This is a genomic window from Enterobacter sp. BIDMC93 (assembly GCF_001037805.1).
Taxonomy (GTDB): domain Bacteria; phylum Pseudomonadota; class Gammaproteobacteria; order Enterobacterales; family Enterobacteriaceae; genus Enterobacter; species Enterobacter hormaechei_C.
This window is the reverse complement of record NZ_KQ089962.1, coordinates 1,589,461-1,609,065: the sequence shown is the minus strand read 5'-3', so window position 1 is coordinate 1,609,065 and position 19,605 is coordinate 1,589,461. Positions and strand designations below refer to the sequence as shown.

Sequence of the window (19,605 nt, the reverse complement as noted above, 5' to 3'; positions counted from 1 at the left end):
AGGTCTATTATCATCGGCATATTACATATGAGCCGCGTACTGCTCGGGCCCGAAAAGGAATCAAATCACTATGCGCTGTAAAACGCTGACCGCTGCCGCAGCGGTTCTTCTGATGTTGACCGCAGGCTGTTCCACTCTGGAGAAAGTGGTTTACCGTCCTGACATCAACCAGGGGAACTACCTTACCCCTAACGATGTGTCCAAAATCCGCGTGGGTATGACACAACAGCAGGTCGCTTATGCCCTGGGAACCCCGATGATGTCCGATCCGTTCGGCACAAACACCTGGTTCTATGTATTCCGCCAGCAGCCTGGTCATGAAGATGTGACCCAGCAAACCCTGACGCTGACCTTCAGCAGTGCCGGCGTGCTGACCAACATCGACAACAAGCCTGCCCTGACCAAATAATCAGGCGTCAGCAACGCAAAAAGGTGCTCAATGAGCACCTTTTTTGTATCTGAATTCTTACGCAGAATCGTAGTCCCGGTAAGCGAAGCGCCACCGGGGGAGAAAGCGTTACTTACCCGATTTCTCCGCTCGCTGACGGCGCAGCTCTTTCGGGTCAGCAATCAGCGGGCGATAAATCTCAACCCGATCGCCATCCTTCAGCGCATCAGCAAGCTTTACCGGACGGCTATAAATGCCGACTTTATTCTTCGCCAGGTCAATATCACGGCGAAGTTCAAGGATGCCGGAGGCCCGGATAGCCGCCTCAACGGTGGCACCCTCTTCAAGCATCACGCGCTGCAAATACTGCTTCTCCGGCAGCGCATACACCACCTCAACAGCAATCTTATGCGACACTGTAAACCTCTTTGGCGCGCGTGGTGAACGCCTGAACCATATTCGAGGCCAGCTCTTTAAAGATACGGCCAAACGCCAGTTCGATCAGCTTATTGGTAAATTCAAAATCCAGATGAAACTCAATGCGGCAGGCGTCAGCGCTCAGCGGCGTAAACTTCCACCCCCCCATCAGTTTTTTAAACGGACCATCCACCAGATGCATCAAAATACTCTGATTGCTCGTCAGGGTATTGCGCGTGGTGAACGTTTTGCTGATCCCCGCTTTGGAGACATCCACGGCCGCAGTCATCTGCGTCGGGCCGGATTCCAGCACCCGGCTACCGGTGCATCCCGGAATAAATTCCGGATAGGACTGAACGTCGTTCACTAACTGATACATTTGTTCCGCGCTGTAAGGAACAAGCGCGGTACGGCTAATCTGAGGCATAGCATTTTCCATGGTCACACAACAGACAAATAATAACATTTATCACCTGTTAAAAAAACGCTAAGCCTTATCTCGTGCTAAGATAGCGCGTTAGACCTCACAGGACGCAATGAGGTGACTTTTTAAAATCAGATTACCGACGGCTTTACGACACTTATGACGAAGAAAAAAGCACATAAACCTGGTTCGGCGACCATTGCGCTTAACAAGCGTGCTCGCCACGAGTATTTCATCGAAGAAGAATTCGAGGCAGGCCTTGCGTTGCAGGGCTGGGAAGTAAAATCGCTGCGTGCCGGGAAAGCCAATATCGGCGACAGCTACGTGATCCTGAAAGACGGTGAGGCCTTCCTGTTCGGCGCGAACTTTACGCCGCTGACCGTCGCCTCTTCACATTACGTCTGCGATCCTACCCGCACCCGTAAGCTGCTGCTGAACAAGCGCGAACTGGAATCCCTCTACGGACGCATCAACCGCGAAGGCTTCACCGTGGTGGCGCTCTCTTTGTACTGGAAAAACGCCTGGTGCAAAGTGAAAATCGGCGTGGCGAAAGGTAAGAAACAGCACGACAAACGTACTGACCTGAAAGCACGCGAGTGGCAGCTCGACAAAGCACGTATCATGAAAAACGCAGGACGTTGATTCTGCGCACTTATTGTACTATTCAATAAGTTAGCGTTTCGGGCTGGTGTCGAGGAAGTAAAATCTGGTATACTGAGTTCAACACTATTGGGGCTGATTCTGGATTCGACGGGATTTGCGAAACCCAAGGTGCATGCCGAGGGGCGGTTTGCCTCGTTAAAAGCCGCAAAAAAATAGTCGCAAACGACGAAAACTACGCTTTAGCAGCTTAATAACCTGCTAAGAGCCCTCTCTCCCTAGCTTCCGCTCTTAAGACGGGGATCAAAGAGAGGTCAAACCCAAAAGAGATCGCGTGGAAACCCTGCCTGGGGTTGAAGCGTTAAAACTAATCAGGCTAGTTCGTCAGTGGCGTGTTTGTCCGCAGCTGGCGTGCGAATGTAAAGACAAACTAAGCATGTAGTACCGAGGATGTAGAAATTTCGGACGCGGGTTCAACTCCCGCCAGCTCCACCAAATATAACGGCCTGATTCTCTTAGAGTTTCAGGCCGTTTTTCTTTGGGCGTGTGGCACAACTGTGACTCAGGAGTGTACCATATGCCATCAAATAGCATCCCCCATTACCTCTATAAGCGTAACCACACCTGGTGGTTCAGGAAGCGTTTCGTATCTGACGGCAATGCCATCGAATACAGACTGAGCCTGCAAACAGCAAGCTTTCAGCGTGCTCGTCTTCTTGCCCTTCGTTTACAGACACTTTGCCAACAGATGGTTGCTTCTTTGGGGGCCCCCAAGAAACTGAAGAATGGCGTGATGGAAAAATCAGCACAAGAGCAAATCAGAGCAAAACTTCGAGCAAAAATTGCCGAATGGACCGCCGAGGAAACAGAACATTGGTTCTGCGGCTCTGCACGTAATGAAGGTGATCTGAACGATTATCTTGAGACATTAGATATGGCTGTCTCTGATTTGAAAGAACGCATCGCTTACGATGATAAACCATCTCTGCACCGGGCCGAAGCAAGTACAGTTCTGGACGAACTACCACACCTCAAAGCTACTCTCAGTGAATACGATTACCAGGTCATTGCTCGCATGGTGGCACAAGCCAAGGTCAAATCCTTGCAGGATACCAGAGCAATTATTTTGGGCGGTATCCTCATATTCAGTAACGGCAATGTCAGAGCCAAAATTCTTCCTAAAGTGCAGAACAACTTAATCCAGTTCTTCCTGTGGGATAAGGGCAACTGGCATCCTTGTAGTTATAAGTAGAGTTGTTCAATCAACGAATTCAGCTTCCTGTTAGGGAGTAGAATTCGCACCCTAAAACCCATAATCATTTTCACTCACATTTCGAAACATACCCCCTCTTCGCTATTGCTAACCACATGAATCTGATCATAAAATGATCCTGCTAGTACCTAGGAGAGAGCTCCTCGCAAAAGCTTGATGGTCTGCTTGTCAGCCATCGTGGAGGCTTCGGCCTCTATTCTCTCCCCACACGACGCATGCCACACGTTCTCAATGTTCCAACGTTACGATGCTAACGCATCACCAACGCTCTGGTACTTGCTGTGACAGTTGGTATTGCCGGGATTGTGGCGAGGGGACGTCACTAAGTGACGTCGAAAACTGGGGTTAATTGCTGAACATCTCTTATTCCTGTCAGTTCAGGCGAGGCCGGTAACCATAGTGGTAACCGGGAACTGAGAAGGAGATGTATTATGGGTCGAAAGACACGTAAAAAATGCCAGGCTAGTATTCAGCAAACGTTTTGTGTGAGTGATGAGTTAAAGAAAAACCTTAAAGGCTTAGGCATGTTTTTCTTGAGCTGTGTTGCCAACGAGGCTTTCACAGCGATTATTCACTCTGATACTGTTGCCTTCATCTTAGCTTCCATCAAGGGATTCCTGTAATGGAGGCCGTAATAGATAGGATAAACAACAATGAAAAGCACAAAACGTACCCCTAGTCTTCAAAAATCCCTCAAACTCTACCCCCTAAATCAATCTCCTCTATTCAAGCTTAAAAACAAGAAAAAACTCCTACAAGTCATTGGCTTATCAAAGAAACAAGCAGATAAGTTAATGCTTGATTCAGCTTTCAAAGAATTCGAAAACGACGCTGGGAGGAAGATTCAGGAACCAATTGCCCAACTCAAAGCAGTTCACAGGAAGATCGGCTTTTTATTGAGCAGAATCGAATTACCTCCATATCTTCACTCGGGTCGGAAGAAGCATTCAACCCTGACTAATGCAGAATCACATAAGCAAGCAACTGAACTTCTGAAGCTCGACATTCACAAGTTTTTCCCCTCGACTAGGGCAGCGAAGGTCTATAAGGCATTTGTTGATAAATTTGAGATGTCACCTGATGTGGCTTATGTAATGACCAATCTCGCAACCTTTGCAGGAAAAGTGCCCACAGGCAGCCCGATAAGCATGGCTATAGCGTTTTGGGGCAATAAGGATATGTTTGACGAGCTTAGCAACCTTGCAGCCTCAAACAGCTTGGTATTTACGGCATATGTTGACGATGTAGCGTTCTCTGGTTCGAAAATCCCAAAAGGATTTGCCGCCCAAGCTAAAAAATGTATTCGTTCTCATGGTCTCACCTCTAAAGACAAGAAAGAGCGATTTTATTCGTCATCAGAGGGAAAGCTACTTACAGGGATAGTGATTCAGGATGGAGAACTCAAGGTACGCTGGGCACACAATGATTCAATCGGAAAAGAATTTGCTATTTTGGCTGAAGCAAAAGACAACGCTGCAAAAATAATCCATCTAGAAAAGCTAGCAGGTAAGCTGCATGCAGCTGGTCAAGTTGACTCCAGACAGAAAGATAAAGCTCGTTTTTTCACACAGCAGCTTAAAACCGCGAAAAAGCTATCAGAGCAAGGTACTTAAAAAACCGCAGCGAGATTAAAATAATCATCGTGCCATACAAGGAAAATGAAATGTTGTATCACGTTGTTATTGAAAAGAAACCAGCAAAAACCGGGAAAGCCGGCGTTGAAGAAAACAAAACCGATCTCACGAAAGAACAGCTAATAGCTCGCTTCATAGAACCTTACGAGCAGGGCAATCCAATTACAGTAAACGGTACGACTATTCAAACATCAGAAATTAACAGATTAACTGTTAAGGCTACTGAATCCAGCATTGAATCCTTAATACCTGCAATAGAGGCAGAAGATCAAAACTCCAGCGTGTTTATGATCGGGGGACCATCTTACTTAGAACGTGCAATATATCGAGCCACTGATGTAACAGATGAGTTCATCACGGGTCCCGCAGGTAGCAAAAAATCGACTTCGTCCCAGAAACCGTCTAAATCAATAGCTAATTCGAACTCTAACAAGGTTTTCATCGTCCATGGGCATGATGATGCTGCGAAGACCAAGACAGCTCGATTTGTAGAACAATTGGATTACAAAGCTATCATTCTGCATGAACAAGCAAGCTCAGGTAGAACAATAATCGAGAAAATCGAGCAATATACTGATGTTGGATTTGCTGTTGTCCTCTACACACCGGATGATATAGGTAATTCCAAAGGCAATGCAGACAACCTACAGCTACGTGCTCGTCAAAATGTTGTTTTCGAACATGGCTTTTTAATAAGTAAGTTAGGAAGAGATCGTGTAGTGGCTTTGGTTGATGGAGCAATAGAGCTTCCAAACGATATTAGTGGGGTCGTCTACATAAAGATGGATGAGGCAAACGCATGGCACTTTCAGTTGGCTAAAGAAATGAAACAAGCTGGATTTGACATTGATATGAACAAGCTAGTGTGAACCACTTGAAGAGCCTTTTATAAATGTGCCATACTGCTGTGACATTGATTCCCGCTACATTGCTCAAGGAATCAGACAGTTAGTATTTGGTGTCGCTCTCAGCCAGCTCCACCAAAATTCTCCATCGGTGATTACCAGAGTCATCCGATGAAGTCCTGAAAGCCCGCACGGCGCAAGCCCTGCGGGCTTTTCTGTGTCTGTCGTTTTCCGAGCCATTCGACTTAGTCCGGCGATTATCGCTATACGTTCAGGTATTCCGGTTCATGCCGGATCAGCCACAGCCCCCCAGACCTACACCAATGTTCTGCGTGCTAAAGCGCCCGAGAAAAATCTAACGTTGCGTCATGGCCCATGCCATCGTTGAAATCCCCGCACTGCAAATCAAAGCCCAACCCCCCTTGACGCAATCAACATAACCAATTGATATTAAATAGTTATCACCTCATATATTTCCGTTTCCTTTTGTTTTATCGAACGATCTGTGAACAACACCAAAACATTAACAACAAGGAAACAATAATATAACTACAGAGGTGACCTTATGCTCAATAAAGAACGGCATTATGCAATTTTGACCTGGCTTAACAGGTACGAACGGGCGACGGTGAATCAGCTTGCGAAAGTATTTAACGTCACCAGGGAAACGATTCGCAGCGACCTGAACTTATTAGCGCAGGAAGGCGGCATTGAGCGATGCCACGGTGGGGCAATTATCAAACGCCGTATTTTTCATACCCAATCAGTCAATAATTTAGATAGCAATATCATTCATTTTTTTGACTCCGCGCAGTCAAGAAAAACGATCAAATCCCGACATAAAGGGCGAAAGATGAAAGGTAAAGTCTGTATTCTGGGTTCATTCAACGTTGATATTATTGCTAATGTCGATCGTTTCCCGCAAAGCGGAGAATCTATTTTTTCCGAAAATACCATTATTGGACCCGGCGGCAAAGGCGCCAATCAGGCGCTGGCCGTAAGCAAATGCAATGTTAAAACCCATTTTGTCGGTAAGGTGGGTAACGATCAGTTTAGTCAGTTGGCCTTTGAACATCTTTCATCTTCTGCTATCGACAGCTTCACGCTTTATCAGGATAAAGATCAGAAAACCGGCACCGCGCTTATTTATGTTTGTCAAAGTGATGGTGAAAATATGATTGCCATCAGCCCTGGGGCCAATCGGTCCATTACAGCCGATGAAGTTGAAGCGATTACCCCTGAAGTGAAAAACGCAGATATTTTTTTAACCCAGCTGGAAAATAATCTACCCGCTACCTTTCGGGCCATTGAAATTGCCCGCCGTAACGGGATTAAGGTGGTTTTGAACCCTGCCCCCTGGTCATCTGATGTGGTTAGCTGCCTGAAGAACGTGGACTTTCTGACCCCAAACGAGACTGAGGCCTCATTGCTGTCCGGCATTCATATTGTGGATCTTGCCAGCGCGAAGGAAGCCGCCAGAGCCATTAAAGCGAAAGGGGTAGGTCACGTCATCATCACCATGGGAGCGAAAGGCGCGCTTATTTATGACGGTGAGCAATTCATTCATATCCCGGCGCTGAAAGCCGTATGTGTGGATACCACCGGTGCTGGCGATGCCTTCAACGGCGCATTCGCCGCCGCGATGGCGAAAGGGGAATCCATTATTCAGGCAGCAAAATTTGCCTGTGCTTTCGCCTCTTTGGCCGTCGAAAAAGAAGGCGCATCAAATATGCCTGAATATAAAGATGTCCTGACCCGCCTCGCGCAATATAACGATAAAAAAATTCTCACCGAGAAAATTTAACGCACGCATATTTCTGCAAACACAGATTATATTCACGACAACCATTTCAGTAATGGGAGTATGTCCGATGAAAGCCCTGACAGAATCTAAACCCGGCGGCGCGATACCGCAGGTAAATAACATGCCTCACCAGCAAACACTATCCCGCATGGCACGTTGCCGCCAGACGTTACGCCGGTGGTGGCCGTTCTACGTGATGGCCCTGCCTGGGGTTATCTATTTTTTTATCTGGCACTATTTACCCATTTGGGAAACAAAAATTGCGTTTGAGCAGTACCGTATTATCCCGCCGAATATCTGGGTCGGGATGCAGTATTTTGCCACGCTGATGTCATCCCCTGTTTTCTGGCAGGTGATACAGAACACCGTGATTATCGGCGCAATGAAGCTGATTTTTATTTTTCCGGTTCCCATTATCGTGGCGCTCTTGCTCAATGAAGTGCGCTCATCCGGTTACCGTAAATTTGTCCAGTCGGTGATTTATCTGCCGCATTATCTTTCCTGGGTGGTGATCGCCAGTATCGCGATTGCCACGCTCTCGCCGGTTGATGGCGCGGTTAACGACATCATTAAATCGATGGGCTACGATCCGATCCCCTTTATGACCGACAGCGGCTCTATCCGCTGGGTACTGGTGTTCACTGAAATGTGGCGCAGCGCGGGCTGGGACTCATTACTTTACATCGCGGCGATCCTCGCCATCGATCCACAGCTGTATGAAGCGGCGGAAATGGATGGTGCCGGGCGCTGGCGCAAAATCTGGCACATCACCCTGCCCGCTATCACCCCGACCATCGCCACGCTGTTTATCCTCAACGTCGGGCTGTTCCTGAGCCAGGGTTTTGATCAGGTCTTCAACATGACCAACGACGTGGTGAACGGTCAGATAGACATCATCGACACCTACGTCTACCGCATGGGCCTGCGCACCGGGGAGTTCTCGCTGGCGACCGCCGCAGGGTTATTCAAAGGCGTGATCGGCATGATCCTTATCGTGCTGGCACATAACGTTTCAAAACGCCTGACGGGTAAAGGAGTCTGGTAATGCGCATCTCATCACGAAGCACCCCTTTTGAGCGCATCGAATACGTGCTCATTCTCTCGGTACTGATGCTGCTGGTTGTCGTGACGCTACAACCGATCCTCAACCTGGTGGCGATATCCTTCTCCAGCCCGGCAAACGTGCCCGGTATGAGCGGCCTGGAGATTATTCCGCAGGGCTTTTCGCTGGACGTATGGAAGCTGCTGCTGACCAACGAAGCCGTGCTGCGCGGGTTTGGCAATGCGATGCTGATTACCGTGGTGGGCACCATCATCAACGTAGTTTTCACCGTGCTGCTGGCCTGGGCGCTGGCGCAAAAACGCCTGCCGGGACGCCGCTGGCTGTTTATGTTTGTCCTGTTCACCATCGTCTTTGAGCCGGGCATCATCCCCGATTTTCTGGTGATGAAAAAGCTGGGGCTACTGAACAGCTACTGGTCCGTCATCCTGTATCGCGCCGTCTTCGCCTGGTACCTGATTATTCTGGTTCGCCTGTTCGAAGAGATCCCGGAGGAGCTGCTGGAAGCCGCGGAACTCGATGGCGCGAACCCGTTCCAGACGCTGTGGTACGTCATTATGCCGGTCGCCAAATCGTCCATTGCCATGATCACGTTATTTTACATGGTGCTGCACTGGAACGAGTTTTTCCGCGCCATGGTGTACCTCAACGACCCGGACAAATGGCCGTTGCAGGTGGTGCTGCGTCAGTTTGTCGTCGAGGGCGATAAGCTGGCGATGGTAGGCGTCGAAAGCATGTCGAACTACACCGATGCCAGCCAGATCAGCATCAAGGCGCTGAAAGCCGGGATGATCACCTTAACCATCGCCCCGCTGATTGCCATCTACCCGATTATTTTGCGCTTCTTCACCAAAGGGACCATGTCCGGCGCGGTGAAGGGTTAACAGGAGCGATGACGATGAAATTATTCACAGCAATCGCCTGCGGCCTGCTGTTATGCCAGGCCGTCTGGGCCGAGCCGGTCACTATCCGGATTGTGGAAAAAGATCTGCTGACCACCAACCGCGAAGATGTCGCGCATATTCAGCGAATCGAGCAGGCGCTGGCACGCCAGGGACACGATATCCACATTGAGATCGTCAACCTGTCGTCTTCCGGCTACTCCGACGTGCTGAACGTGATGCTCCTCTCCGGCACCATCCCTGATCTGATCTATTTCAACGGCAGCGACCAGAAGATGGTCGAACAGGGCATTCTTGAAGACTGGCGTCCGTGGATTGCGCAAACCCGCTATCTGAAAGAGGCGCTGTGGCCGCACAACCAGCTTCGCCTGCAAAACCATCCGACCCTGCTGTATGTCTTTCCCCTGCGCGCGCGCCAGCCGGTGATCCGTGAGGACTGGTTACAGAAGAGCGGATTCAGCGCATCACCCAAAACGCTGACGGAGTACGTCACGCTGTTCAATGCGATCCACGCCGGTGACTACAACGGCGACGGTAAAACGGATAGCTGGGGGATCACCTCCGAGAAAGACCTGCGCGATCTCGACGGTTTTATGAACCCGGCGTTTGGCATTCACGCCACCTGGCTCAAGGACGATCAGGGCAAGCTGATCAACGCCCAGATAAGCCCGCAGGAGCGGAGCAAGCTGGAGTTCTATCATTCGCTGTATCAGAAAGGATTGCTCTCCTCCCAGTACATCACCACCAACTGGGAGCTAAAAGAGGATGAGTTTTATACCGGCAAGGTTGGCGTGGTATCCGTCTCATCGCCGGGCAACGTCGGCGTGTACCAGGAAAAGATGCGCCAGATCCATCCTGACGCCACCCTCACCCTGCTCGACCCACCCGAAGGCCCGGCAGGTAAAGGGCTGGCGGCGACAGATGTTTCCATGGAAACGCGCGGCTTTGCCATGTCCTCGCTCTCGAAACATAAAAAGGAAGTGATGATCCTGCTCGATTTTCTGGCAAGCCCGGAAGGGCAAATGATGGAGCAGATGGGCTTCGAGAACACGCACTACGTTCGTAAGGGCAACACGATAAACGTGACGCCAAAAATTAATGCCTGGTATCCGCGGTTTATCCAGGCCGCCAACTGGAAGCCGCCGGTGGAGTGGCGGACGCCCGCGATGCTGCGCTATATCGACAATTCACAACGTTATTTTACGGCGGATAACGCCTTTATCTTCCCGGCGTCGTTTGCCGCCGCCATCGACTCAACCAGCAGTATTTATAACCAGTGGGCGTACCAGTTTGTCTCTGGCAAAGCGTCATTTGATCAGTGGGATCAGTATGTCAGCGCCTGGAAAGCCGCAGGTGGAAACGCCATGACCGAATATGCAGAGGAAAAATTAAAATGACCGTTACTCAAGCCGCTGATTTATCGTTCACGTCCCGCATTCTGGGCATGCTGTATGGCGTGGCGTTCGGTGATGCCTTAGGCGGACCGGTTGAGAAACTCTCCGCCCGGCAAATCGCGGAGAAATATGGCCGCGTCACCTCCATCCACCAGCGCTGGCACCGGATGAACGAGCCGTCCGCACGGCGCAACAACCGCGTACGCGGCAACGGTATCATCACCGACGATACGCTGATGACGCTCTGCCTGATGGAGGTTTACAGCGAGCTGGGCCGTCACGTTGATGCGTGGGATATGGGGGAGTCTTTTGTGCGGAAGATTGCCTGGGAACCGCGCTGGGTGCCGGAACTGGATCGGGAAGCGCTGGTTATTGAGCGCCTGTTTTATCCGGAAAAATGGATCTTCCATCGTCTGCAACTGGCCGCCTGCGATCCGCGCCAGGGCGGCGTGGGCAATATGGTGAACTGCGGCGCAGCCATGTATGCCGCCCCCATCGGAGCTATTAATGCCTGCAACCCTGAGGCAGCTTACCAGGAAGCCATTAATTTCACCCAGGGGCATCAGCAGAGCTATGGGCTGGAGGCCGCCGGGGTCTTCGCCGCCTGCGTTGCAGCGGCATTTATTCCTGGCATCACCATTGAGGCTATCACCAACATCGCATTGAAACTGGCTAAAGACGGCACCCGCCAGGCCATTGCGGCAACGCTTGAGGTCGCGCGTCGCTACCGTGGAACCGCATGGGATTATCAACAGGTCGTTGACGCCCTGCACGATGCGCTTTTGCCCTTCTCACCGATGGGTGATGACCTGATGCACGGCCCGGAAAAAGCGGGCGTCCCGACCATGGCCTACCAGCCCTCGCGTCTGATGTCGATTGAGGAACTGCCAATGGCGCTGGCCTTCTGCCTGCTGCGCGAAGGCGAGTTTCGCGGCGCGGTGGAAGACGCCATCAATTCAGGCCGTGATACCGACTCTATCGGGGTGATGAGCGGCGCGATTTTAGGCGCGCTGCACGGGGAAGCCATTGTCGAACCTGAGGTGCTGGCGGGTATTGATAGCGCCAACCGCCTGGATCTGCGTACGGCCGCGCTGCGCTTCAGCGAATCAGCACAAAGCATTATCCAGCAGGATCTCGCTGCGGCGGCGCTTTACCGCCAGCACGTCATGCCATTATTGCAGCCAGGCCACACCGCCGGGCGAGGAGAGTAACATGAGCCAAATCGTTTTAAATAATCTCGGCAAATCCTACGGCAACGTCAGCATCATTAAAGGGATCTCGCTGAGCATTCACGAAGGCGAATTTATTGTGCTGGTCGGCCCGTCCGGGTGTGGGAAATCCACCCTGCTGCGCATGATTGCGGGTCTGGAAGACATCACCTCCGGTGAACTGCTGATGCACGGCGAGGTGGTCAACACTCTGCCCGCCAAAAAACGCGATATCGCCATGGTGTTCCAGAGCTATGCGCTCTATCCACACATGAAGGTGCGGGACAACATGAGTTTTGCCCTGAAGCTTGCCAGCGTCTCAAAAGCGGAACGGATGGCGCGCGTGGAAGAGGCAGCGGAAATCCTCGGCCTGACGCATCTGCTCGATCGCCTCCCGCGGGATCTTTCCGGCGGCCAGCGTCAGCGCGTGGCGATGGGACGCGCGCTGGTGCGTGACCCGAAGGCCTTTTTGTTTGATGAACCGCTCTCCAACCTGGACGCCAAACTGCGCCATAAAATGCGCGGAGAAATTCGTAAGATCCACCAGCGGATGGGTCGCACCACCATCTACGTGACGCACGATCAGACGGAAGCGATGACCATGGCGGACAGGATTGTGGTGCTGAATGCCGGACATATTGAGCAGGTCGGCACCCCGGAAGAGCTGTACCGTAACCCGGATAACCTGTTTGTCGCGGGCTTTATCGGCACGCCGGAAATTAACACCCTTAAAGGCGTGATTCAGCACGGCGAGATTGTGCTCAACAACGGCTACCGCTTCCCCTGCCCCCTCCGCTCACATATTGAAGGGATGGAGATCATCTGCGCCACCCGACCGCACTATATCCGGCTCGGCGAGTCAGGGATGCCAGCGGAAATCGTGCTGATAGAAATGACCGGGGAAGGACAGGAGATCCGGGTGCGTATCAACGATCAGGAGCTGATCGTGGTGTCCCATGAAAAGCTGGATATCAACGTGGGTCAGAAGGTCTTCCTCACCGTAGACGCGGAAAAAATGTTCTTGTTTGATGCCCAGACCGGTAAGCGCCTGCGGTCATAGAATGCTTAATCAATCCCTCCTGCAATCGCAGGGGGATTTCATAATGGCGGTGGGTATAAATCAGGCTAGGCCAGGCTAGTTTCCAGCATCGAATCCACCATATCCATCTCTTCACGGCTGAGCAGCATTTCGATATTGACCAGGATGATCATTCTGTTTTCCATCACGCCAAGCCCAAGAAGATAGCGGCTTGATAGCATGGACGCGAAGTCCGGCGTCGGTTTAATCTGATCCATGTCCATCGACAGCACGTCAACCACACCGTCTACCACGATTCCTACAACGCGATTATTAAGGTTAAGGATGATCACTACCGTACTGTCATCCTGCTGAACGTCAGGAAGACTGAAGCGCACGCGAAGGTCAACTATTGGCACTATCACACCGCGCAGGTTGGTCACGCCGGTGATAAAACCTGGCGCGTTCGGGATACGAGTAACGCTATCGCATCCACGTATCTCTTGTACCTTCAGAATGTCGATCCCATATTCTTCGTTACCGAGACGAAAAACCAGATACTCCTGCGCAATGGCGTCCGCGCCCGCAGGCTTTGTCGTTGTTTGGGTCATGCTTTTACTCCTTGCTTGCCGAACGTCGGCCTGACATGGTTTTCCTTTTGTCCGTTCATCGTCGACAGTTCAACCACGTCGAGGATTAGCGCAACGCTGCCATCACCGAGAATGGTCGCGGCTGAAACGCCCGGTACTTTGCGATAGTTCTGTTCGAGGTTTTTTACCACAACCTGTTGCTGACCAATGAGCTGATCGACCCACAGGGCGTAGCGGCATCCAGCGCTTTGGACGATCACCACAATGCCATCTTCAGGTGCGGTCTCGCCGGGCACCGATAGGCGCTGACGCAGCATCACCAGCGGAAGATACTCGCCACGAATTTGCAGCAGGCGTTCCTCCCCGACGAAGCGGCAGAGCATATCCTCGCCGGGCCTCAGCGATTCCATTACCGCGCCGAGCGGCAGAACATAGATCTCCTGTCCAACTTTCACCAGCATGCCATCAAGGATTGCCAGCGTCAGAGGCAGAATAATGCGTATCGTCGTGCCTTCTCCCGGCTTTGAAAGGACTTCGACATGGCCGCCCATGGCCATAATGTTACGACGGACCACGTCCATACCCACGCCGCGCCCGGAAACATCCGTCACGCTTTCTGCGGTGGAAAATCCCGCGGCGAAAATCAGCATCCATACGTCCTCATCGCTGAGGGTGTCGCTGATATTCATTCCCTGGGAGCGGGCTTTCGCGAGGATTTTCTCCCGGTTCAGTCCGGCACCATCATCAGTCACCTCAATGATGATATTGCCGCCATGATGTTCCGCCGAGAGGATAAGATTGCCCACTACCGACTTCCCCTTACGGGCACGTTCTTCTTTCTGCTCAATGCCGTGATCGAGACTGTTACGCACCAGATGAGTCAGTGGGTCGATAATGCGTTCGATCAGGCTCTTATCCAGCTCGGCCGAGCCGCCACGAAGAGTTAGCTCTACCTCTTTGTTCAGGCGAGAACCCAGATCGTGCACCAGCCGCGGGAAGCGGCTAAACACATAATCCATTGGCATCATTCGAATTGACATGACTGATGACTGAAGCTCGCGTGTATTACGCTCCATTTGCGCCACGCAGCTGGAGAGCATGTCGTAGCTCGCTGGATCAAGTTTTTTGGAAAGCTGAGATAGCATCGCCTGGGTGATGATGAGCTCACCCACCTGGTTAATGATCTGATCGACTTTACTGACCGCCACGCGGATGCTGCCCGATTCCTGACTATTACTGCGGGCTGGCACCGGCGCGGCAGGTCGTGAAGGCGGTTCTGAATGGTCCGCGACTACAGAAGCCTTGTCCGTAACAGGAGAAGTCACTTCAACCGACGCTGGTTGAACGACATGCTCGATAAGGATTTGCGACTCTTCAAGCACAAAACACAGCACCGCGGAGATATCATCGGCAGAGGCGCTCGTGCGCAGCTGAACCACCATGCCATCATCAGCCTTCTCCGTAGCGACAATCTCTCCCATGTGGGATAACTCTTCCTGAAGCATTGCCCGCTCGCTTTCAGGAATTTTCTTCAACGTCACGCAGAGTAAAGGCTCACCATCAGCTGCCCCCTGCTGCGTCGCGGCTTTGTCTTGCAACTCGACTGCCGTCTGGGCATGTTTGTCTTCCAGAGCAATCTTGCGCAGGGCTTCACAAATATAGCGATAACTCGCTTCATCAGGTTCCTGCGAAGACTGATAGGCTTCCAGTTGCGCTTGCATAATGTCTTTACATTCCAGAAATAGATTAACGGTCGTTCGGTTAAGCGAGCGTTCTCCGGCTCGCACCTGGTCAAACAGGTTCTCAAGTAGATGCGTGGTCTCTTGCAGGGCATTAAAGCCAAAAGTCCCTGCCCCGCCTTTCAAAGAATGCGCTGCGCGAAAAATGGCATTTACCTGTTCAGGATTCGGCGATGCGGCATCAATCTCCAGCAAATGCTTCTCCATCTCGGCCAGCAGCTCTTCCGCTTCGGTAAAAAAGATCTCGGTGAAATCATTCATGTCCATCGCTATACCCCCTTACCTCCTGCTGCGTAGTGTTGTTCAGGACGTTTTCTGGGCGATGCATGCGCGTGTCTTCCAGACGGATATCCTGTTCTTTGGTTTTACTTAATACCAAAATGCTAATACGGCGATTCGCCGGACTTGAGGGATCACTGTTTTCTAAAGGCATACGGCTTCCCGTGCCGATCACGCGAAGAAAACGCTCATCGTCAAGACCTGCTTTAACCAGCACGCGGCGCGCGGCGTTGGCGCGTCCGGAAGAAAGTTCCCAGTTACTGTATCCGGAGGTGCCGCCCGCATAGGGAAGCGAGTCGGTATGGCCGGTGAGACTGATTTTATTGGGCAACTCCTGCAACAGCGGCACAAGCGCCTGCAAAATGCCGTTCATATAGGATTCCGGCAGCTCGCTGCCTACTCTAAACATCGGGCGATCCTGGCTGTCGGTGATCTGAATGAGCAGGCCGTCGTTGGTAAGACGCAGCATAATGTTGGATTTAAAGTTATTGAGCCGGGGATCGGTTTCGATCATCTGCTGCAATTTATCTCTGGCCTGTTTCAGGCTCTCCATCCAGCGCTGCCGCTCGCTCTGTACCCGCTTATGATTCGCCACTTCTCCGTCCTGCTTCATCAGATCGTCACCGCCGCCGGGGATGATGCTGTCGCTCAGGCTGGTTTTGTCGCCATTGGCCATAGATGGCTTAAGCGGCATGCGGAAGTAATCGGCGATCATCTCCCGCTGCACCGTGCTGGACTGAGAAATCAGCCACATTACCAGGAAGAACGCCATCATCGCGGTCATAAAATCGGCGTAGGCGATTTTCCACGTACCACCGTGATGAGCATGCTTTTTCTTCTTTCGCTTGCGCGAAATGATTATCGGGGAATCGTTTTTCATGCCGTGGCATCCGCAGACTTAGACTTAAGGCTGGCGCTGGATTTCACTTCCCGCACATGCTCTTCAAGCTCCTCAAAGGAAGGCCGTTCGCTGGTAAAAATGGTTTTTCGGCCAAACTCCACGGCAATTTGTGGCGCATAGCCGTTTAGACTGGAGAGCAGCGTGACTTTTATACACTGAAGGATTTTGACCTGATCGGAACTCATCTGACGCAGCAGGGTTGCGAGCGGTAATACAAACCCGTAGGCAATCAAAATTCCGAGGAACGTGCCCACCAGCGCGTGGCCAATCAACATTCCGAGCTCGGCTGCGGGTCGGTCCGCGGCACCGAGCGCGTTCACTACCCCCATGACGGCAGCCACAATACCAAAGGCCGGAAAGGCATCGCCGACGGTATTCAGACTGTGGGCCGGAACCTCAAGCTCCTCTTCGCAGGTTTCAATTTCCTCATCCATTAACGCTTCGATTTCATGCGAGTTCATACTTCCGCCAATCATCAGGCGGAAGTAATCGAGGATAAAGTTGCTTAACATCGGATCGCTCATCAGACGAGGATAAGCGCTGAAAATTTCGCTGCCCGCCGGATCTTCAATGTCTTTCTCAAGTGACATGAGTCCCTGAACACGACTTTTTGACAGCAGCAAAAACATAAGCGCCATCAGGTCCATATAAACCGTTTTGTTGTAGCGTTTCCCCACGAACAGCTTCACGATAGCTTTACCTGTCGCCTTAAGGGATTTCATGTTATTACCAACAATAAAAGCGCCGACCCCGGCACCGCCGATAATTAACAATTCCAAAGGCTGGAACAGCGCGAGCAGATTACCACCAGACAGTACGAACCCACCAAATACGGTAGCAATAACAACAAGATAGCCAAAGATAACTAACACACTCTCTCCTTTTTACTCGCTGACCGATGTCGAGTGCCGTGGCATCGAATAAAACGCCATCCTGTGCATTGCCATCGAACATCCGTCAGGCTGTCATAATTTCCGGCGTGGCATAATTGCCTGCGATTCCGCTGAGGTTGACCTGCGATTTCTTAAATGCCCGCGAAGGAGGGCTACACAAACTACAGGTGAACGGGTTTTTGATGAATTCCGTCGTGACCACAAAACCACCGGAACAAACGCTACAGGCCTTACGGGAAATAATACCGCAGTCGATAAAGCGTAATAATGTCCAGGCACGCGTTAGCCCCAGGACAGGTTTATCGTCGCAGCAAGAACCACACTGCTCCAGATAAAGACGGTAGGTTTTCATCAATATTTCAATAGGACGCCCGCCCCCAGTTTTCTGAAGATAAAGGTAAATGTTATAGAACATGGAAGAGTGAATATTCTGCTCCCATGACATGAACCAGTCTTCAGAAAAAGGGAGCATCCCTTTTGGAGGCGGACAGCCGCGTAACTCTTTATACAAGCGCAGTAAACGCCGACGACTTAAAGAAGTTTCAGATTCCAGAACCTGCATTCTTGCCCCAAGGTTAATTAACCCCATGGCAATATTTACCTCTTCAATTTCTTGCAATAAACTTTTCTCGCACATTTTATGCTTCTCCCGTCACAGCAGCATCGGACTCGCTTAATGAATTAAGTAAGTTTGTCGATAAAATGATGCCGGTATGAATTTGCTGAAGAGCTTCAATACGCGAATCTTTCGTCAAATTTTCGATGACCACTTCGTCATCGACGCGTAAACGACAAATCAACTGATTGGTCGCAGCCAGTTTCATCAACTGTGGTAAAGACAACTCTTTTAAATTATCAATCGTGCCTTCGGATAAGCCGAGACGAAAACTGGCAGCAAACTTGTCCTGTCTGATCAGCTGCTGCGCCAGTAATAAATAAGAAAGATTAATATCGTGAATGTTTTGCAGATACTCGTCAAAATTGGACACAAAAAGCTCCCACTGTTTTTCAACCACAAACAAGGCTAAATAGTTAAGGCAAAATGTTTACCCGGTCGATGCAGAGAGTCTTTTGGCATTGATAATCGCTGAATTCAGTCAAGCTGATTCAATAAATTATCGAAAAACTTTTCAATGCCAAAGGATGGCTACATCACAAATCTGACGAAATCATATTCATTAAGAATTTTCCTAGCAAGCTTTAAGAAAACAACGCGCACCAGAAAACTATCATAACCAAATGATTTACCTATAAAAATACACATTGTTAAACATTCTTAATTATCACGCAACGTAATTAACTTTACTTAGGAAATATTGTTAATCTTGTTAATGTTATCGCTATGTTATTCTTTCCTTAACCGATCCATTCTGCTTCGTAAGCGTTTTATCGCTAAACTGTGCAACTGGCTAACGCGCGTTTCGGTAACGCCCAAAATTAATCCAATCTCTTTCATGTTCAGATCCTGCTGATAATAAAACTGCAATATCTGCTGTTCACGCTTGGGGATCATTCGGATATGCTCAGCAATGTTGGCTATCAAGTTTTCCTGAATGGCCTCATTTAACGGATTAAGCTGTGCATTTTCGCCGTCATTACTCTCCCAACTGTCTGAATAGTTTTCCTGAAGCTCATCAATAGAGTACATCTGGCTGCTATTATTATCAGCCAGCATTTGCTGAAATTCCTTTAGCGAAACGCCCATCCGTTCAGCAATATCAGCTTCGGTCGCTTCTCCCCCCTTTTCCTGTTCGATCTGCTGAATAAGTGACACAATTTCCCGCGAATGCGATCGCACGCGCCGTGGAACCCAATCACTTTCCCGAAGCTCATCCATTAATGCCCATTTCACACGCTGTGAGATCCAGGCATTAAGGGCCACCCCTTTTTTAGGGTCAAAGCTATCAATGGCACTCAAAAAACCCATGGAGCCCGCCTGAATGAGATCGTCTAATTCGACATTGGCAGGCAGTCTCTTATGCAAACGCAGCGCTTCTTGCCTGACGATAAAATGGTATTTTGACCACAATGCCGTTTTATTCTCCAGCCCTTCAGCTGTGTATATACCGTCCACGCATTTCTTCCACCTAATCTTCACATTCTCAATTATCAGTTGAAACCACATAATCAAAAAGTGCGATAAGCTTTTATAAAAATGCGCATTCTGTTAATTTAATCATCGCGCTGCCTGACAGGAATAATTGGCGGCACTATTGACGCCAATTATTCTCTTTCC

The 19,605-nt window shown here is 50.4% G+C and carries 21 protein-coding genes and 1 other RNA gene; 13 read left to right on the top strand and 9 right to left on the bottom strand.

Annotated elements, in window-relative coordinates; translation table 11 throughout:
* Nucleotides 1-70: 70 nt before the first annotated feature.
* Nucleotides 71-409: an outer membrane protein assembly factor BamE gene (gene bamE, locus SK58_RS07625; protein WP_003863121.1), complete on the top strand. Its 339-nt coding sequence runs from the start codon at nucleotides 71-73 to the stop codon at nucleotides 407-409.
* A 108-nt stretch (nucleotides 410-517) separates the two neighbouring features.
* Here the strand turns inward: bamE and SK58_RS07620 are convergent, their stop codons facing one another.
* The gene (locus SK58_RS07620; protein WP_017383006.1) at nucleotides 518-805 is read right to left on the bottom strand and encodes an RnfH family protein; all 288 of its coding nucleotides are present in this window, start codon (nucleotides 803-805) and stop codon (nucleotides 518-520) included.
* Nucleotides 795-1,232, bottom strand: a complete 438-nt coding sequence (locus SK58_RS07615) for a type II toxin-antitoxin system RatA family toxin (RefSeq protein WP_003863117.1) — start codon at nucleotides 1,230-1,232, stop codon at nucleotides 795-797. The genes SK58_RS07620 and SK58_RS07615 overlap by 11 nt, the downstream gene beginning before the upstream one ends.
* 156 nt (nucleotides 1,233-1,388) lie before the next feature.
* Here SK58_RS07615 and smpB point away from each other — a divergent pair, with 156 nt between their 5' ends.
* The 12 genes from smpB (at nucleotide 1,389) to SK58_RS07560 (ending at nucleotide 13,009) form a co-directional block, all read left to right on the top strand.
* Nucleotides 1,389-1,871, top strand: a complete 483-nt coding sequence (gene smpB, locus SK58_RS07610; RefSeq protein WP_003863115.1) for an SsrA-binding protein SmpB — start codon at nucleotides 1,389-1,391, stop codon at nucleotides 1,869-1,871.
* Between the two features lie 89 nt (nucleotides 1,872-1,960).
* Nucleotides 1,961-2,324, top strand: a transfer-messenger RNA (tmRNA) gene (ssrA, locus tag SK58_RS22195).
* Nucleotides 2,325-2,406: 82 nt separating this feature from the next.
* On the top strand, nucleotides 2,407-3,081 hold the full coding sequence (locus tag SK58_RS07605) for a hypothetical protein (RefSeq protein WP_048219601.1): 675 nt from the start codon (nucleotides 2,407-2,409) through the stop codon (nucleotides 3,079-3,081).
* 452 nt (nucleotides 3,082-3,533) lie between these two features.
* Complete coding sequence (locus tag SK58_RS07600; RefSeq protein WP_048219599.1) at nucleotides 3,534-3,725, top strand: hypothetical protein; 192 nt, start codon at nucleotides 3,534-3,536, stop codon at nucleotides 3,723-3,725.
* Nucleotides 3,726-3,755: 30 nt separating this feature from the next.
* Complete coding sequence (locus tag SK58_RS07595) at nucleotides 3,756-4,715, top strand: reverse transcriptase family protein (protein WP_048219597.1); 960 nt, start codon at nucleotides 3,756-3,758, stop codon at nucleotides 4,713-4,715.
* Nucleotides 4,716-4,765: 50 nt separating this feature from the next.
* Complete coding sequence (locus SK58_RS07590; protein ID WP_048219595.1) at nucleotides 4,766-5,605, top strand: TIR domain-containing protein; 840 nt, start codon at nucleotides 4,766-4,768, stop codon at nucleotides 5,603-5,605.
* 541 nt (nucleotides 5,606-6,146) lie between these two features.
* On the top strand, nucleotides 6,147-7,385 hold the full coding sequence (gene rbsK, locus SK58_RS07585; RefSeq protein ID WP_048219593.1) for a ribokinase: 1,239 nt from the start codon (nucleotides 6,147-6,149) through the stop codon (nucleotides 7,383-7,385).
* A gap of 121 nt (nucleotides 7,386-7,506) precedes the next feature.
* A complete protein-coding gene (locus tag SK58_RS07580) occupies nucleotides 7,507-8,430 on the top strand; it encodes an ABC transporter permease (RefSeq protein WP_223825259.1) in 924 nt (307 codons plus the stop codon).
* Nucleotides 8,430-9,329, top strand: coding sequence for a carbohydrate ABC transporter permease (locus SK58_RS07575; RefSeq protein ID WP_017692842.1), 900 nt, complete (start codon nucleotides 8,430-8,432; stop codon nucleotides 9,327-9,329). The genes SK58_RS07580 and SK58_RS07575 overlap by 1 nt, the downstream gene beginning before the upstream one ends.
* 14 nt (nucleotides 9,330-9,343) lie before the next feature.
* A complete protein-coding gene (locus SK58_RS07570) occupies nucleotides 9,344-10,744 on the top strand; it encodes an extracellular solute-binding protein (RefSeq protein ID WP_032649199.1) in 1,401 nt (466 codons plus the stop codon).
* Complete coding sequence (locus SK58_RS07565) at nucleotides 10,741-11,952, top strand: ADP-ribosylglycohydrolase family protein (RefSeq protein WP_047716675.1); 1,212 nt, start codon at nucleotides 10,741-10,743, stop codon at nucleotides 11,950-11,952. Before SK58_RS07570 ends, SK58_RS07565 begins: the two co-directional genes overlap by 4 nt.
* A gap of 1 nt (nucleotide 11,953) precedes the next feature.
* The gene (locus SK58_RS07560; protein WP_015571586.1) at nucleotides 11,954-13,009 is read left to right on the top strand and encodes an ABC transporter ATP-binding protein; all 1,056 of its coding nucleotides are present in this window, start codon (nucleotides 11,954-11,956) and stop codon (nucleotides 13,007-13,009) included.
* Between the two features lie 65 nt (nucleotides 13,010-13,074).
* On the opposite strand, the gene SK58_RS07555 is transcribed toward SK58_RS07560, so the two are convergent.
* The 7 genes from SK58_RS07555 to fliA all read right to left on the bottom strand — a co-directional run bounded on the left by SK58_RS07555 (nucleotide 13,075) and on the right by fliA (nucleotide 19,443).
* Nucleotides 13,075-13,578, bottom strand: coding sequence for a chemotaxis protein CheW (locus SK58_RS07555; RefSeq protein ID WP_015571587.1), 504 nt, complete (start codon nucleotides 13,576-13,578; stop codon nucleotides 13,075-13,077).
* A complete protein-coding gene (cheA, locus tag SK58_RS07550; protein ID WP_045341445.1) occupies nucleotides 13,575-15,563 on the bottom strand; it encodes a chemotaxis protein CheA in 1,989 nt (662 codons plus the stop codon). Before cheA ends, SK58_RS07555 begins: the two co-directional genes overlap by 4 nt.
* Nucleotides 15,550-16,455, bottom strand: coding sequence for a flagellar motor protein MotB (motB, locus tag SK58_RS07545; protein WP_017692838.1), 906 nt, complete (start codon nucleotides 16,453-16,455; stop codon nucleotides 15,550-15,552). The genes cheA and motB overlap by 14 nt, the downstream gene beginning before the upstream one ends.
* Complete coding sequence (gene motA, locus SK58_RS07540) at nucleotides 16,452-17,348, bottom strand: flagellar motor stator protein MotA (protein ID WP_017692837.1); 897 nt, start codon at nucleotides 17,346-17,348, stop codon at nucleotides 16,452-16,454. The genes motB and motA overlap by 4 nt, the downstream gene beginning before the upstream one ends.
* 85 nt (nucleotides 17,349-17,433) lie before the next feature.
* Entirely contained in the window at nucleotides 17,434-18,006 is a 573-nt protein-coding gene (gene flhC, locus SK58_RS07535) for a flagellar transcriptional regulator FlhC (RefSeq protein WP_015571589.1), read from the bottom strand.
* Nucleotide 18,007: 1 nt separating this feature from the next.
* Entirely contained in the window at nucleotides 18,008-18,358 is a 351-nt protein-coding gene (gene flhD / locus SK58_RS07530; RefSeq protein ID WP_023295279.1) for a flagellar transcriptional regulator FlhD, read from the bottom strand.
* Between the two features lie 356 nt (nucleotides 18,359-18,714).
* Nucleotides 18,715-19,443: an RNA polymerase sigma factor FliA gene (gene fliA, locus SK58_RS07525; protein WP_026094273.1), complete on the bottom strand. Its 729-nt coding sequence runs from the start codon at nucleotides 19,441-19,443 to the stop codon at nucleotides 18,715-18,717.
* Nucleotides 19,444-19,605: the final 162 nt, after the last annotated feature.